This window comes from Pseudomonas sp. G5001 (assembly GCF_013385475.1).
Lineage (GTDB): Bacteria > Pseudomonadota > Gammaproteobacteria > Pseudomonadales > Pseudomonadaceae > Aquipseudomonas.
Map to the genome: position 1 here is coordinate 119565 of NZ_JACAPZ010000035.1, position 14548 is coordinate 134112.

The following is a 14548-nucleotide window of genomic DNA, read 5'->3' on the forward strand; positions in this document are numbered from 1 at the left end:
CACGCCTCACTTTGACAATAAATATAATGACTCATAAGGAAGTACAGAATGACGGCTACAGCCCGCACCCCGGACGTTGAAACCCCCGAGCAAACCAGGAAACGCCTGCGCAAAGTCGCGGCCGCGACGATCTTCGGTTCGATGCTGGAGTGGTATGACTTTTACCTGTACGCCACCATGGCGGCGATTGTGTTCTCGAAGATTTTCTTCGATAACAGCGACCCGAAAGCCGCTACGCTGATGGCGTTTTCCACCTTTGCCATCGGCTTCATCGCGCGCCCGTTCGGCGGCATTCTGTTTGGCTACCTGGGCGACAAGTTCGGGCGTAAACAAGTGCTGGTGCTGACCTTCTGCATGATGGGCGTGTGCACCACACTGATCGGGCTGATCCCCAGCTACGCCTCCATCGGCATCTGGGCGCCGATCGTGCTGGTGTTTATCCGCATCATCCAGGGCCTGGGGGCCGGTGCCGAACTGTCCGGCGCGGCGGTTACCTCCTACGAGCACGCCTCAGAAGGCAAGCGCGGCAGCCAGGGTGCATGGCCGGCGCTCGGGCTGAACCTGGGCTTGCTGCTGTCTTCGCTGACCGTGTACCTGCTGACCATCAACGGCAATGAATTCCTGCTGGCCGGCGGCTGGCGGATTCCGTTCATTTGCAGCATCGCGCTGGTGGGTGTGGGCCTGTGGGTGCGCAACAGCATCCCGGAAACCCCGGAATTCAAGGAACTGAGCAAGGAAACCGCAAAGGCCAAGGCGTCGCCGCTCAAGGCGCTGTTCAAGAACGACCTCAAGGGCCTGGCCGTGGTGTTCTTCGTGGCGATTGGCTACAACGCGTTGAGCTACATCTTCAAGACCTTTTCCCTGGCTTACCTCACCCAGTTCAAGGGTGTCGATGTGCACGTCACGTCGCTGTCGGTGACCATCGCCAGCCTGATCGCCATCGTCGCCGTGCCGTGCTTCGGCTGGTTGTGCGACAAGTGGAGCAGCAAGACCGTGCTGATGCTCGGCGGCCTGCTGTCGCTGCTGTTTGCCTACCCGTTCCTTGCGCTGCTCAATACCGGTGAAAGCCTGATGATCTACGTCGCCATTGGCGTGGGCACCGGCATCCTCGCGCCGATGATGTTTGCGCCGCAGGGTTCGTTCCTGAGCCGCCAGTTCCCGACCCAGACCCGCTCCTCGGGCTTTGGCACCGGGCGGGAAATCGGCACCGCGATCGCAGGTGGCCTGGCGCCATTAGGGGCGTTGTCGATGGTGGCGGCGTCGGCCACTCACTCCACTGATGGCGTTGTGATAATCCTCGCGATCTCGTCCCTGCTGGTGGTGGTGTTCGCCTTGTGCGATCAGGGCCGTAAACACTCGGCATTCAAGAACTGAGGCAAAAAGTTCGGACCAACGGGTGCATGGATGCCCCTTCATCGCGCATCATGGGCACTTTCAAGCTCAAGGGAAACGTCCATGCGCGTTCTGTCATTGATGATGGGTCTTACGACGCTGGCCGCCAGTCTGGTGTTTACCGCCCAGGCGCAGGCGGGTGAAGAAAGCCTGTTGGTCGACTCGATCAATCAATACCGCAGCCAGGTCCAGCGCTGCGGCAACCAGGGCTCCCAGGAATTGCCACCGCTGGCCAGCGACACGCGGCTGGTGTTGCCGGTCAACAGTGTCGGCGACTTGCAGCAGGCGCTGGCGCGGGCGGCGTACCCGATGGTCAACGTCCAGGCCATCAGCCTGTCCGGGCCCAGGAACGCCGAAGCCGCGATGAAAGCCGTGCGCGAAAGTTTTTGCCGGGTGGTGCTCGACCCGCAGTTCATTGATATCGGCGTGAGCAACAGCGGCCAGGACTGGCGCATCGTGCTGGCCCGCCCGCTGCTGACCAGCGGCCTGGGCGAGACCCAGACCGAAGGCAAGAAGGTGCTCGACCTGATCAACACCGCCCGCCAGCAACCACGCCAATGTGGCGCCCAGGCCTTTGCCGCCACCACACCCCTGAGCTGGAACGAAGCACTCGCCAACGCCGCCGCCGGCCACGCGCGCAACATGGCCAACGGCAACTTCTTCGATCACCTGGACCACGATGGCCGCACCCCGGGTGACCGAGCTGAACTGGCAGGCTACATCGGCCAGCAGATCGGCGAGAACATCGCCGCCGGCATGGACACCCCACGCAAGGTGGTCGACGGCTGGCTGGCCAGCCCCGGGCACTGTGCCAACCTGATGAACCCGCAGTTCCGCGAAATGGGCGCCGCCTACGCCATGGACCCGAAAAGTGATGCCGGCATCTACTGGACCGGTTTGTTTGGCGTGCAGCAGCAATAACGGTTTGTATCCCAACGTATCTTCCCGGCGAGGCGACACACTGCGAGGTGCAGGGCCCCGGCGATGACACATTGCGGATACGCCGGCGCGGTTTCCTGTGCACACCGGCCCACCCCGGGCCACTTGCGAGGAAACCGTCATGTCCCAGAACAGCACCGTGCTCTACACCGGCAAAACCCACACCACCGGCGGGCGTGAAGGCGCGTCCCACAGCGATGACCTGCACCTGGACATCAAGCTGTCGCCGCCCGGCTCAAAGGCGCCCGGCACCAACCCCGAGCAACTGTTTGGTGCCGGCTGGTCCGCCTGCTTTATCGGCGCAATGGGCAAAGCCGCACAAACCCTTCACATCCGCCTGCCCGCCGACACGGCAGTGAGTGCCGAAGTGGACCTGGTGAACAGCCCGGAAGATGGCTATTACCTGCAGGCGCGCCTGCTGGTCAGCCTGCCGGGTATCGAACACTCGGCCGCCCAGGCACTGGTGGACCGTGCCCACCAGACGTGCCCGTATTCCAAGGCCACCCGCGGCAATATCGCGGTAACGATTACGGTGGCCTGAAGGGAGCTCAGCAAAGCATTATCCGGCCGAGACACTAAAGTGCCATCTAGTGGATAATCCCGCTGAACTGGCTGAGTCCCGGGATGTCTGTAGCTTGGCATCCCTACCTCAGCGAACCGTGGCAAGAAGGCGTTCACCGAATGACAAACTGGCTGCAAGGCGGCGGCGAAATGGCCGAACGGGTCCGGCATCACAACTGGGCCAATACGCCATTGGGGCCTTTGGAACACTGGCCGGACGTACTGAAGACCACCGTCGCCCTGTGCCTTGCCTCCAGTTTCCCCCAGGCGATCGTCTGGGGGCCTGCGCTGATCACGCTTTACAACGACGGGTTTATCCCGATTCTCGGCGACAAGCCTGATGCCCTCGGGCGGCCATTCAACGAGATCTGGCAGGAAGCCTGGCCCGAGATCAGTCCGATCGCGGATGCCGCCTTCGCAGGTGAAGCCACCTTTATCGAAAACTTCCCGCTGACGATCGAACGCGGCGGCGCGCCGGAGCAGGCGTACTTCACCTTCTGCTACAGCCCGATCCGCGACGTACAGGGCAAGGTGGTCGGCATGCTCGACACCGTGACCGAAACCACCGCCACCGTGGTTTTGTCCCAGCGCCTGGCCGAGCTGAATGCAAGCCTGGAGCAGCGCGTCACCGAAAGGACCACCCTGCTGACCCAGACCGAAGCCGCCTTGCGTCAATCGCAAAAGCTTGAAGCCATCGGCCAGTTGACCGGTGGCGTGGCCCACGACTTCAACAACCTGCTGACCATCATTCGCTCATCCGTCGACTTCCTGCGGATGCCGAGCCTGTCCGAAGAGCGTCGCCAGCGCTACATGAGCGCGGTCACCGACACCGTGGACCGGGCCGGCAAATTGACCAGCCAGTTGCTCGCATTTGCCCGGCGCCAGCCGCTGAACCCGGAAGTGTTCGATGCAGGCCTGCGGGTGAAAAACATCGGCGAGATGCTCGAGACGGTGACTGGCGCGCGGATTCATGTGCACGTCGAACTGCCCGGGCAGCCGTGCTACATCCGCGCCGACTCCAGCCAGTTTGAAACCGCCCTGATCAACATCGCCCTCAACGCCCGGGACGCGATGAACGGCCAGGGCAGCTTGACCCTGCGATTGGACGCCGATCAAGCACTGCCGAGCATCCGTGGTGACGCCGGTTCACGCCAGGCGTTCATCGCCATTTCACTCACCGACACCGGCGGCGGGATTCCCGGGGAGACGTTCGAGCGCATCTTCGAACCCTTCTTCACCACCAAGGAAGTCGGCAAGGGCACCGGCCTGGGACTGTCCCAGGTGTTCGGCTTCGCCAAGCAATCGGGCGGCAACGTCGATGTGGCCAGCCAGGTCGGCCAGGGCACGGTGTTTACCCTGTACTTGCCGCAAGTGGTACCTGAAGAGAGCTTCCAACGAGCCCCCCCGGACACCTGCGGGTTGATCACCGAATGCGCCCAGCGCCATATCCTGGTGGTGGAAGACAATCTGGAAGTGGGCCGCTTTGCCAATCAGATCCTCCAGGACCTCGGCTACCGGACCACCTGGGCAACCAATGCCGAACAGGCGCTGGAACTGGCCGGCGCAGACGCGTTGGGGTTCGATGCAGTGTTTTCCGATGTGGTGATGCCCGGCATCACCGGGGTGGCCCTGGCCAGGGAACTGCGACGGCGCCGGCCCGGCCTGCCGGTGGTACTGACCTCGGGCTACAGCGAGGAGCTGGCGGAAAGCGGCTATGAAGGCCTGGTGTTTCTGCCCAAACCCTACTCGGCCGACCAGGTGTCACAGGTGCTGGCCAAGGCGCTGCTTAAGGGCTGAGGCCTATTCCGCGACGGCCACCTGGTTACGCCCGAGGGCCTTGGCGCGGTACAGCGCCTTGTCTGCGGTGTTCATCAGGCCGTGCAGGTCCTGGTCCACCGCGCGGGCCCAGGCCACGCCGAGGCTGGCGGTCAACCCCTGGACCGGCTCGCTGGTCAGCCCGGCGATGGCCTTGATCAACTGCTCGGCGATGTCCCGCCCGGTCTCCAGCGACGTATCCGGCAGCAGCACCGCAAACTCCTCGCCCCCCAGCCGCCCATACACATCGGCCTGGCGAAACGACGCGCTGATCACCCCGCCGATCTGACGCAGCACCTGGTCCCCGGCCTGGTGCCCGTAGGTGTCATTGATGTCCTTGAAGTGGTCCATGTCCATCATCAGCGCGCACAACGGCTGCTGGTTATGCCGGCACTGTTCGTAGAGCAACTGCGCGTGCTCGAAAAACGCCCGGCGGTTCATCAGGCCGGTGAGTTCGTCGGTTTGTGCGGCGCGGGTGGAGATGTTGTGGGCACGCTCCATTTGCCGGGTCAGGCGAAAGGCTTTTTCCAGGGCATCCGACAGCTTGCGCGTGGCGCCACCGACAAACGAAGAGAACACCAGCACCGCCAGGGCCATGCCGACTTGCATCGACGACGGTTGAAACAGCAGCCACAGGGTGCACGGCAGCAGTACCAGGCCCATGGAGACCAGGGTCATGTAGCGATAGGCCGAATAACACGAGACTGCGCTGACCGACATGCCCACGGTGAACAACATCACCAGGGCCTGGGACAGGCGGTCGTCGGTGGGCATCAGGACGAATGCGCCGATGCCCCAGACCCCGGCCGACAACATCAGCGTTACCCAGTAGCGCCGCTCCCAGCGCGCGGGGGTGCGTTCACTGTTGGGGCAGCGAAACCAGTCCATGAACATCCACACCCGCAGCAACGACGTCCCCGCCAATACCACCAGCCAGACCAGCATTACCCGGTGATCAAAACGTTCCCAGCACAGCCAGCACAGCATGGCGGCCGCCATATAACTGCCGAACACTGCAGAGAATGACTGGCGAAACAGCTGGTGCAATCGATCTGTTCGTACCTGCTCCTCGATGAAGCAATCCTGGTCCTGCCCACGCCCAAGGCCATTCATTTGGTCCGCCTGATCTTACTGCCGCGACAAAGTGCCATTGTGGCATCCTGCCAGTAGCCCTAACAACTGAATCAAGCGTGCTAGAGCGCCGAAAGCAGGATAAATATAGGTGAACACCTTCTCGCTCGCTCCAAGGATCAGAGTCCACCCATGAATACCCACCCGATTACCACCGAACGCCTGATTCTCAGGCCCGCAGCGGCCGATGATGTGGCCAGTGTATTTGCCATTTATGGCGATCCCGAGACCAACCGCTACAACCCGGCGGGCCCCTTGACGGACCTGGGCCAAGCCGAGGCCGCCCTGGCTCGCTGGCTGCTGCACTGGGCAGAACATGGTTTTGGCCAATGGGCGATTACTACACAAGAGGCGCCGGGCTGCGTGATCGGCTTTGGTGGCATCACCTTGTACCCCTACAACGACGTTGAGCGGATCAACCTCGGCTACCGCTTTGCGGTCAGCGCCTGGGGCCAGGGCTTTGCAACCGAGATTGCCAGGGCGGCGTTGCAGTTTGCGTTTGTCGAACTGGACCAGCCGCAGGTGTACGGCGTGGTGCGTCCGGCGCATACAGCGTCGATCAAGGTGCTGGAGAAAATCGGCATGCAGTACATCGATGAGCTGGACGATGTACCCGGTCAGGCGCCGAGCCTGGTGTATGTGGCCCGGCGGGCCCTCTGACCTTGTATCGCAGTGTGTCCAAACACCGCTGCGATACAAAACCTTTAACCCACGGGTTTTCTCGAAACAGACGGGATACACAACTACGTTCAACTGTGAGCCAGGCACACCACCCGCCGCCGGAGACTCACCATGCACACACAGTTGAACCCCCCACCCCGCCGCCTGATGGGCGCGTCGCTGCTGGCCTTTGCGCTGTTGCAGTTCGGTGCCCTCGGCGTCGCCAGTGCACAGGACGCGCAAGCACCTGCGGCTGCCAGCGCAACTGCACACAGCGCGCTCGGCCCGTTGAAGCATGTGAAAGCCGGCTTGCTGGATGTGGCCTACGCCGAAGTCGGCCCGGCCGATGGACCGGTGGTGATCCTGCTGCATGGCTGGCCCTACGACATTGACAGCTACTCCGAGGTAGCGCCGCTGCTGGCCGCCCAGGGCTACCGGGTGCTGGTGCCTTACGCCCGCGGCTATGGCGATACCCATTTCCTGTCGGCAAAGACCCTGCGCAACGGCCAGCCGGCCGCCCTCGCCGTCGACCTGATCGACTTCATGGACGCGCTGAAGATCAAGCAGGCCGTGCTCGGCGGCTATGACTGGGGTGCGCGCACCGCCGACATCGTCTCGGCGTTGTGGCCTGAGCGGGTCAAGGCGCTGGTATCGGTCAGCGGCTACCTGATCGGCAACCAGGCCGCGGGCAAGAACCCATTGCCGCCCAAGGCCGAGTTGCAATGGTGGTACCAGTTCTACTTCGCCACCGATCGCGGCGCCGCCGGCTATGCGAAAAACACCCACGACTTCGCCAAGTTGATCTGGCAGATCGCCTCGCCAAAATGGGCATTCGACGACGCCACCTTCGACCGCAGCGCCAAAGGCCTGGACAACCCCGACCACGTCGCCGTATCGATCTTCAACTACCGCTGGCGCCTGGGGCTGGTGCAGGGAGAGAAAAAATACGCTGCGCTGGAGCAGAAACTCGCCACTGCACCCTCCATCAACGTGCCCACCATCACCATGGAAGGCGACGCCAACGGCGCGCCGCACCCGGCCGCAGAGGACTATGCCAAACGCTTTACCGGCAAATACGAATACCGCCTGATCAGCGGCGGCATCGGCCACAACCTGCCGCAGGAAGCACCGCAAGCCTTTGCCAAGGCTGTGATCGATGCGGACCACCTGTGATGAAGCGCCTGCATCTTGCTGCACTCGTCGCTGCAACAGCTGCCGTGGTGGCCACCGCTACCGGGTTCGCCTTTGGCGGCCCGGCCACCAGCGAGCCTTCGCCGATCTACGGCGTGACCATTCCCGACGGCTACCGTCAATGGGAGCTGATCGCGCCGGCCCAGGAAGCCGACCCGCTGAATGAACTGCGGGTGGTGCTGGGCAATAAAGTGGCGCTCAAGGCGTACCGCGACGGCACGCTGCCCTTCCCCGACGGCACCGTTCTGGCGAAACTGGCCTGGAAGCACGTGCAATCGCCCGAGTTCAAGACCGCGTCGATTCCCGGCGCGGCGACCACCGTGCAGTTCATGGTCAAGGACTCGAAGAAATACGCAGCGACCGGAGGCTGGGGCTTTGGACGGTTCATCAATGGCAAGCCGGTGGACCAGGCGCAGCATGAGACCTGCTTTGCCTGCCATCAGGCGCTGGTGAAGAACCACGATTATGTGTTCACCCGGCTGGCGCCTTAGCGCAATAGCCCTTTTCAACAACAAACGCCGTGGCGCTCACGCCCGGCTTCAGGCCCAACTCGGCCACCGCGTCGCGGGTCACGATGGAAAACACCTTCGAACCGCCCGCCAACTGCTCGCCGCCGGGCAGGGTCAACACCACTTCGGCATTGACCGCGCCGTGCTGGACCTGGCTGACCTGGCCTTTGAATACGTTGCGTGCACTGACTTTCATGGAAACGGTTCTTGTCTTGACTTGTAGGTTGGGAATTGCCGCGCATGGTTAAACGTTGCCTTGTGTAAAAACAACTGTAGCGCCCTGCTCTGGCTGGAACCCCACGCCAATAAAGAAGGCCGCCCAATGGGCGGCCTTCATCTGGAGCAGTTACCGACGACTGATTAAAACAGCGCGTAGGTGTAGTTGAAGATCAGGCGGGTCTGATCCTGGTCGGCGGTGCCGGTGTTATGGCCGTGGTAGCTGCCGGTACGGAACGTAGTACCGAAGCCTTTCAGCGGGCCTTCCTGCACGACGTAATCAAGACGGAAATCGGTTTCGCGTTCCGACTGATCGCTGCCACCGGCAACCTTGGCCTTGATGTCGCTGCCGTTCAGGTAGGCAATCGAGGCTTTCAGGCCCGGCACCAGGGTTCTGAAGTCATACAGGTACTGACCGAAATTGACCTGCTCGCCCGCACGGGAGAACTGGCCAACCACCGCGTCGGTGAACAGGTAGAAGTCGGAACCGGCCGCGCCTTGGGCGGTTGGATCGGCGATGCTGCCCTGGTTGACCCAGACGAAGCCACCGTCATCACTCACGCCGATATGGCCGAGCATCAACTGGCTGCCGCCCAACTGATAGGTGAAGGCAGCACTGTAGGTTTTGTTGTCGACTTCACCGGCGTGCTTGGCATAGCCGCCGTTGTTGTTGAACGCATAGCCGGCCGAACCGTTTTTGCCGTCGCTGGTGCTGTCGAAATAACGCAGGTCGGTCTTGAACGACTGGTCATTGCCCAACGGCAATACATGGACCAGGCCGAAATAGTTCTGTTTGTAGAAGTCTTCCAGGTTGGCGTAGTAGTACTGCAACGTCAGGTTTTTAGCGATGACGTTGTCAGAAGAACCAAACGGCTGGTAGTCGACACCACCGAAACGGAAGCTGTCGCTGTCGCGAGTGGCACCGGCCACGCTCAAGCCCGTGGAGTTGCTCGATGCACGACCTTCAGCCTTGTTCAGCTCGCCGCCGGTGAAGGTGACGTTGGGAATGTCCTTGGAGGTCAGGATGCCGCCGTCAAAGGTTTGCGGCGCGGCACGGCTGTCGTTCGACACCAGGATCGGCAGGATCGGGGCCAGGCCACCGCCCACGTGCAATTCAGTCTGGGAAATACGGAATTTAACGTTGCCGGCTGCGCGACCGAAGCTGTCAGCAGGCTCGGTGCCGTTGTTCTTCACCGGGAAGAAGCTGTTGCCGTTACCCGACAGGCCATTGCCCGCTGCGTGGCCATCGCCACCGTCCAGGCGCAACGCGCCGAAAGCCATCACGTCGAAACCTACGCCGACGGTGCCCTGGGTGTAACCGGATTTATAGTCGAAACGCAGTACTTGAGCCGCTTCCCGCAGATCGTTCGCCGTGCCGGAGTGAACGTCGGCGTTGTAGTACATGGTGCGCGAACTGATCGAAGAATGACTGTCTTCGAGGAAGCCGCTATGGCCGTCACCCGTGCCGAGTGAGCCAAGACCAAAGCCGTCTGCGCTGGCGTGTTGTGCAAGGACAGCCGCCGTGATGGCCAACGCTAATGTAGAGAGTTTCATTTACTGCGCCCCTGTGAACATTATTTTTTTACTGTCCTTCGAGCGAATACCGTTGCGGCCCTGCAAACGCTGCGGATTGTGGCATGGGGCCGATGGCGCAGAATGTGAAATTTTTGTCATGTACCGATGAAAAAACCGTCATGAAAAGGCCGTACAAGCCGGCCTTTTCCGAGGGTTGAATGGCCTGCGGTTGTACGACAACCGCTACTGCGCCGTGCGTTGATCAGGCTGGAGTCGGTGGCGAAAATGCGAGAAATGGTAGGCAACCGCCAGCCACATAAACCATGCAGGCATCACGCAAAGGGCCAGGCGGGTATCTGGGCGAAGTGCCAGCAGGCAAAGTACGAACGCCAGGAAGCCAAGTGAAACCCACGCCAACGGTACGCCTCCGGGCATTTTGTAGAGGGATTTTTCATGTAGCTCCGGGCACTTTTTCCGATAGGCGATGTAGGACGCCAGGATGGTCGACCAGGTAAAGATCACCAGGATCGCCGAAACAGTGGAGACGATGGTAAAGGCCGTCATCACTTCCGGGACTATAAACAGCAGCAACAAGCCCAGCAGCATCAGGAAGGTGGTAAACGCCAGGCTGATAAACGGCACGCTGTTTTTCGACAGTCGTCGGAATATCCCGGGTGCGTCTCCCAGGTCCGCCAGGCCGAACAACATTCGACTCGCCGAAAACACCCCGCTGTTGGCCGAAGAAGCCGCTGAGGTCAGTACCACGAAATTCACAATCCCGGCGGCGGCGGGAAAGCCGGCCACCAGGAACAGCTCGACAAACGGGCTCTTGCTGGGGGACACCTGCTCCCAGGATGTCACCGCAATGATGCAGGCCAAGGCCAGCACGTAGAACAGGATGATCCGCAGCGGAATCGAGTTGATTGCCTTGGGCAGTGTCTTCTCCGGCGAACGGGTTTCGGCCGCCGCCGTGCCGATCAACTCGGTACCGGCAAACGAGAAGATCGCCATCTGGAACCCGGCAAAGAAGCCGAACACGCCATTGGGAAACGCCGCCTGTTTATCCAGCAAATGATTCAGGGAAGCCGTGACGCCGGTGGGCGACACAAACGAGCTGGCAATCAACACCACGCTCACACTGATCAGGGTCACCACGGCGATGATCTTGATGATCGCAAACCAGAACTCCACCTCGCCGAACAGCCGCACCGTCAGCACATTCAAGGCAAACAGGGTCAGCAGCATTGCAATCGCCGGTATCCAGGCCGGCACGTGCGGGAACCAGTACTGGAAAAAGCCCCCGACCACCACCGCATCCCCCACCACCGCCACGCTCCAGCTCAGCCAGTACGACCAGCCAAGAAAAAACGCCGCACGCGGCCCCAGGTAGGCACCGGCAAAGTCGGCGAAGCTCTTGAAGTTCAGGTTGGACAGCAGCAGCTCACCCATGGCGCGCATCACGAAATACACAAACAGCCCGATGATCATGTAGATCAGGATGATCGAGGTGCCGGACAGCGCGATGATCTTGCCCGAGCCCATGAACAGGCCGGTGCCGATCGCACCGCCCATGGCCATCAGCTGGATATGGCGGTTGTTGAGGGTGCGTTGCAAAGCGGGCTTTTCAATCAGCCCGGGCACGGTTGTTTTCATCACAAAACCTCTTGTTATGTTTTTGAGTTTTGGCAGAAAAAAGTCAGGCGTTGTTTATTGTTGGAATGGCATCGGGGTCAGGCGTGTTTGTTCTCGAAACCGTGCAGCACGTTGACCGCGTTGATGCCGATTTCATCGACCATGTAGCCGCCTTCCATCACAAACAGCGTGGGCACGCCGACGCTGGCGATGATCTCGCCGATGCCGAGGAAGTCGCGGCTTTCCAGCAGGAAATGGCTGATGGGGTCGTCCTTGAAGGTGTCGACGCCGAGGGAAATCACCAGCACTTGCGGCGAGAACGTTCTGAGTTGATTGCAGGCGTCGAGCAACGCTTCTTTGTAGGTGCTCCACCCGGTGTTTTTCGCCAGCGGGTAGTTCAGGTTGAACCCCTCTCCCGCCCCGGCACCGCGCTCGGCACTGAAGCCCGAATAGTAGGGATACGACACCGACGGATCGCCATGCAGCGAGACGAACATCACGTCATTGCGGTCATAGAAGATGTTCTGCGTGCCGTTGCCGTGGTGGAAATCCACGTCCAGCACCGCGACCCGTTTGGCGCCTTGGGTGATCGCCTGTTGCGCGGCAATGGCTGCGTTATTCAGGTAGCAATAACCGCCCATGTATTCCCGCGCCGCATGGTGGCCCGGTGGCCGGCACAGGGCGAAGGCGCTGTCGTGGCCTTCATCAATCAATGCCAGGCCGGTGAGTGCGATATCGGCGCTGGTCTTCACCGCTTCCCAGGTGGTGCTGGTGATCGGTGAACCGGCATCCATCGCGAAAAACCCGAGCTTGCCGTCGATGAATTCCGGCACCTGCTCATTGGCCAGGTCCCGCACCGGCCACACCAGCGGCAAGGCGTCATGGGCACGGCCAATCGCCGTCCATTCGGCCCAGGCGGTTTCCAGGAAGGACACGTAGCGTTCGCTGTGGGCATTGACGTAACAGGCCCGGTCGAACGTGCGCGGCACGATGATATCGCCCAGCCCAACGTGCTTGACCCGATCACGCACCGTGTCGGCGCGGCTGGGTTGTTCGAAGGACGGCTTGAGCACGCCATCCTTGAGTTCGGTGCCATGGTGCAAACGATGAGAGTCGCTGAAAACAGTCAACATGAAAGACATCCACCCGTGAAAGACAGGTGATTATTTTGTTCTGGCTGCGGTGGGCTTTCTTTGCTTTTACGTGCGCCGATGCTAGCGTAATCGGGAATTTTTACCCCAAAGAGCCGCCATGAAGAAAAATAAAACCAGACAGGTCGCACTTGACGACACCGATCTCGCCATCCTCGCCTTGCTGCAGGAAGACGCGAGTATTTCCAACGCCGAACTCAGCGAGCGGCTGTCACTGAGCCTCACTCCATGCTGGCGACGGCGCAAGCGGCTGGAGGAAGAAGGCGTGATCAAGGACTACCAGGCCAACCTCGATCGCAAGATGCTGGGCCTGGAGATCATGGCGTTTGTGCATGTGCGGTTTGCCGTGCATTCCGACCATACGCCAGAAGACTTTGAGGCCGTGATCAAGGAGCTGCCGCAGGTGCAGTCCTGCCACAAGATCACCGGGGATGCGGATTATCTGCTGCAGGTGCTGGCGGAGGATCTGGATGCCTACAGCGATTTTGTAGAGAGCGTGTTGCGGCGGCAATTGGGGATTGCGTCGATTCAGTCGAGCCTGGCGTTGCGGGAGGTGAAGGCGACAAGTCGGGTGGCCATTCCGGGGCGGGTGGGGAAGTGATCCAATGCAAATACCATTGTGGCGAGGGAGCTTGCTCCCGTTGGACTGCGTAGCGGTCCTGTCGTTGGAGGCGCTTCGCACCCCAGCGGGAGCAAGCTCCCTCGCCACAGGCTGTGTGTTGTCCGAGGACATCTGACGGCTAGTGCAGGGACTGCTGCAGGAACTCGCTGATCAAGCTGAGTACCTGCTGCTGGATCTGCGGCTTGGGACGAGCCCCCTTGGCATCCAGGCAAATGAAGCCTTCGCCGGGGTCGCTCTGTTCAATCCGCTCCACCGCGCCCGGCTTGCAGATGGGCAGGAAGCTGAAGTGCGTGGCGTCGCTGATTTCCACGTAGCGCGAAGTCTTCTGCGGCAGGCGCTTGGCCAAGTCGGCCGACTCGAGTGCGGCGGGCAATTCCGGCGATGGCGTGCCCGCCGCAATCACCAACGTTGGGCGGTTCAGCGCCGCGAGGCTGGCATCGCTGAAGCCGCGGGCGAAGCCCAGGTCCAGGGAAACAATGGCCGCCACGCGCGGGTCGCTCAAGTCACCGGCCAGTCGCTGCCTCGCCTGCTCGGTACGACCAACCTCAAGTTGTTCGTAGGCCTTGCAAGGGGCAATTTCCGGATGCAACTTGCAGTCCTCGGTAAAGCGCTGCGGATCAAAGCGGGCACCGCCGACTTCGAGTGCGGTCCAGCCACCGAGGGAGTGCCCGACGACGGCGATCTTGCGTTGGGCCACCGCGCCGAAGCGTTTCGGCTGGGCAATCACGGCATCAATCACCCGATGGATATCCAGGGGCCGTTTCCACAGCTCGGAAGCGGCCGGCTGTGTGCGGTCCTTGCTGGTGGTGCCGGGGTGGTTGGGCGAGGCGACGATGTAACCCTGCCCGGCCAACGCGCTGGCGAGCCAGGACTGGTTGATCCAGTTGCCGAAGATGCCGGGGGAGATCACCACCAGCGGATGCTCGCCGGCAGCCGGTGCAGCGTCCTTCAAGGCCGGCGCGCCGACAAACACCGGATTGTCAGCAATCAGTTCTGGTGTGCCGGAAGCATGGGTCGGGTACCACACCGCCACCTGCAACGGCCTGCCGTGCTCCGCGTCGGGAATCACTATTTCCTGGAAGCCGATCCGAACCTCATTGGCCTGGGCCAGACCGGTTACAACCGTCAACAACAGCGCAGCACACAGCGTTTTCATCCTTGAGTTCCCTAAGTGGCTAAGCGCCATATTCTGGCATGCCCGTAATGGGAAAGCA

The 14548-nt window shown here is 61.4% G+C and carries 14 protein-coding genes; 8 read left to right on the top strand and 6 right to left on the bottom strand.

Annotated features, from left to right (window positions below):
• The first annotated feature begins 48 nt into the window (after nt 1-48).
• The 4 genes from HX805_RS25640 (at nt 49) to HX805_RS25655 (ending at nt 4689) form a co-directional block, all read left to right on the top strand.
• Nucleotides 49-1374 (top strand): MFS transporter, encoded by a 1326-nt coding sequence (locus HX805_RS25640; protein WP_008436370.1) that lies wholly within the window; start codon nt 49-51, stop codon nt 1372-1374.
• An 81-nt stretch (nt 1375-1455) separates the two neighbouring features.
• Complete coding sequence (locus tag HX805_RS25645; protein WP_003215212.1) at nt 1456-2313, top strand: CAP domain-containing protein; 858 nt, start codon at nt 1456-1458, stop codon at nt 2311-2313.
• Nucleotides 2314-2452: 139 nt separating this feature from the next.
• The gene (locus HX805_RS25650) at nt 2453-2872 is read left to right on the top strand and encodes an organic hydroperoxide resistance protein (protein WP_177117406.1); all 420 of its coding nucleotides are present in this window, start codon (nt 2453-2455) and stop codon (nt 2870-2872) included.
• Nucleotides 2873-3012: 140 nt separating this feature from the next.
• Nucleotides 3013-4689, top strand: a complete 1677-nt coding sequence (locus tag HX805_RS25655) for an ATP-binding protein (RefSeq protein WP_177117407.1) — start codon at nt 3013-3015, stop codon at nt 4687-4689.
• Between the two features lie 3 nt (nt 4690-4692).
• On the opposite strand, the gene HX805_RS25660 is transcribed toward HX805_RS25655, so the two are convergent.
• The gene (locus HX805_RS25660) at nt 4693-5820 is read right to left on the bottom strand and encodes a sensor domain-containing diguanylate cyclase (protein ID WP_102369191.1); all 1128 of its coding nucleotides are present in this window, start codon (nt 5818-5820) and stop codon (nt 4693-4695) included.
• A gap of 150 nt (nt 5821-5970) precedes the next feature.
• Between HX805_RS25660 and HX805_RS25665 the strand changes: the two genes are divergently transcribed.
• From HX805_RS25665 to HX805_RS25675, 3 genes are all read left to right on the top strand, one after another.
• Complete coding sequence (locus tag HX805_RS25665) at nt 5971-6498, top strand: GNAT family N-acetyltransferase (protein ID WP_177117408.1); 528 nt, start codon at nt 5971-5973, stop codon at nt 6496-6498.
• Between the two features lie 132 nt (nt 6499-6630).
• Nucleotides 6631-7671 (top strand): alpha/beta fold hydrolase, encoded by a 1041-nt coding sequence (locus HX805_RS25670; RefSeq protein WP_102605876.1) that lies wholly within the window; start codon nt 6631-6633, stop codon nt 7669-7671.
• Nucleotides 7671-8180: a cytochrome P460 family protein gene (locus HX805_RS25675; RefSeq protein WP_003215197.1), complete on the top strand. Its 510-nt coding sequence runs from the start codon at nt 7671-7673 to the stop codon at nt 8178-8180. The genes HX805_RS25670 and HX805_RS25675 overlap by 1 nt, the downstream gene beginning before the upstream one ends.
• Here the strand turns inward: HX805_RS25675 and HX805_RS25680 are convergent.
• From HX805_RS25680 to HX805_RS25695, 4 genes are all read right to left on the bottom strand, one after another.
• Nucleotides 8161-8394: a molybdopterin-binding protein gene (locus tag HX805_RS25680; RefSeq protein WP_008436351.1), complete on the bottom strand. Its 234-nt coding sequence runs from the start codon at nt 8392-8394 to the stop codon at nt 8161-8163. The genes HX805_RS25675 and HX805_RS25680 overlap by 20 nt on opposite strands.
• 164 nt (nt 8395-8558) lie before the next feature.
• Nucleotides 8559-9968, bottom strand: coding sequence for an OprD family outer membrane porin (locus tag HX805_RS25685; RefSeq protein WP_023658889.1), 1410 nt, complete (start codon nt 9966-9968; stop codon nt 8559-8561).
• A 204-nt stretch (nt 9969-10172) separates the two neighbouring features.
• Nucleotides 10173-11582 carry an amino acid permease gene (locus HX805_RS25690; RefSeq protein ID WP_102369195.1) on the bottom strand — a complete coding sequence of 470 codons (1410 nt, stop codon included), beginning with the start codon at nt 11580-11582 and terminating at the stop codon, nt 10173-10175.
• Nucleotides 11583-11659: 77 nt separating this feature from the next.
• Nucleotides 11660-12694, bottom strand: a complete 1035-nt coding sequence (locus tag HX805_RS25695) for a histone deacetylase family protein (RefSeq protein ID WP_177050589.1) — start codon at nt 12692-12694, stop codon at nt 11660-11662.
• Nucleotides 12695-12812: 118 nt separating this feature from the next.
• Between HX805_RS25695 and HX805_RS25700 the strand changes: the two genes are divergently transcribed.
• On the top strand, nt 12813-13313 hold the full coding sequence (locus HX805_RS25700; protein WP_008436349.1) for an Lrp/AsnC family transcriptional regulator: 501 nt from the start codon (nt 12813-12815) through the stop codon (nt 13311-13313).
• Between the two features lie 139 nt (nt 13314-13452).
• On the opposite strand, the gene HX805_RS25705 is transcribed toward HX805_RS25700, so the two are convergent.
• Nucleotides 13453-14490, bottom strand: a complete 1038-nt coding sequence (locus tag HX805_RS25705; protein ID WP_177117409.1) for an alpha/beta fold hydrolase — start codon at nt 14488-14490, stop codon at nt 13453-13455.
• Between the last annotated feature and the right edge of the window lie 58 nt (nt 14491-14548).